This window comes from Streptococcus sp. GMD4S, assembly GCF_000296955.1.
The window spans coordinates 1-1,168 of sequence record NZ_AJRE01000253.1 but is presented as its reverse complement, the minus strand read 5'-3'; the positions used below and the strand labels follow the sequence as shown (position 1 = coordinate 1,168).

2 protein-coding genes are annotated in these 1,168 nt (G+C 36.6%); both read left to right on the top strand.

Annotated features, from left to right (window positions below; genetic code table 11):
* The first annotated feature begins 56 nt into the window (after positions 1-56).
* Positions 57-848, top strand: coding sequence for a YlmH family RNA-binding protein (locus tag GMD4S_RS09125; protein WP_044130155.1), 792 nt, complete (start codon positions 57-59; stop codon positions 846-848).
* Between the two features lie 8 nt (positions 849-856).
* The gene (locus tag GMD4S_RS09120) at positions 857-1,111 is read left to right on the top strand and encodes a DivIVA domain-containing protein (RefSeq protein ID WP_000028988.1); all 255 of its coding nucleotides are present in this window, start codon (positions 857-859) and stop codon (positions 1,109-1,111) included.
* Positions 1,112-1,168: the final 57 nt, after the last annotated feature.

Here is a 1,168-nt window from a genome sequence, read left to right as displayed (position 1 = left end):
GCGCTGATTCTGATTCAGTTTGTTGGAAATCTCTTAACACGACTAGTCTTATTACTATGACAGCAAATCGAGCCATTTATCAGCATTTTTCCCAAGATGATATTCCCTTTATTGATAAGGGGTTAGAGTGGATCAAGCGGGTAGAAGATACCTATGCACCGGTACTTACTCCTTTTATCAATCCCCATCAGGAACAGATTTTGAGGGTACTAGCTGGGACATATGGACTGGGTTGCCAAAGTAGTGGTGATTTTCTTCCGACAGAGTCGGTTCGAGTTCTTCTCTATCCAGATTACTTTGAACCGGAGATATCAGACTTTGAAATGGCCTTGTTGGAAATTTGCTATCCGAGTAAGTTTGAGCAACTGAGTCATGGAAAAATATTGGGAACAATTATCAACCAACTAGGAATTGACCGTAAATTATTTGGTGATATCTTGGTAGATGAAAAGAGAGCACAGATTTTTGTCAATCGTGATTTCATTCCTCTTTTTCAGGATGGAATAAGAAAGATTGGCAGACTTCCTGTATCGCTGGAGGAATGTCCTTTTACCGATAGGATTTTGTCTAAAATTGATTATAGAGAACGAGAAATTTTAGTTTCGAGTTTTCGATTGGATGCCCTCTTATCAAGTGCCTTGAAATTATCTAGAAACCAAGCTAGTCAACTGATAGAGAAAAAATCTGTCCAGGTAAATTATCATGTGGTTGAAAAATCTGATTACCAGGTTGCAGTTGGGGATTTGATCAGTGTGAGAAAGTTTGGTCGTTTGAAAGTTGTCAAAGACAATGGTCAGACCAAAAAGGATAAGAAAAAACTAACAGTCCGGCTACTTTTAAGCAAGTGAGAAAAAATATGTCGATTACACCACAAGAAATAAGTGATAAAGCTTTCTCAAGAACATTCAGAGGCTACAATCAGGAAGAAGTTGACCTCTTTCTAGATAAGATTTACTTTGAATTAGAGGAGATGATTCGATACAAAGATGAAACTGAACTCTATATCAAAAAACTAGAAGAACGTCTTTCCTATTATACGAATGATATTCCTAAGAGAACAGTAACAAGCGAGCAAGAACCAGAAGCAATTAATGATTCTATTTTTTATTAAGTAAGTGAGGAAAAGTATGCCAATTACATCGTTAGAAATTAAAGATAAAACCTTTGG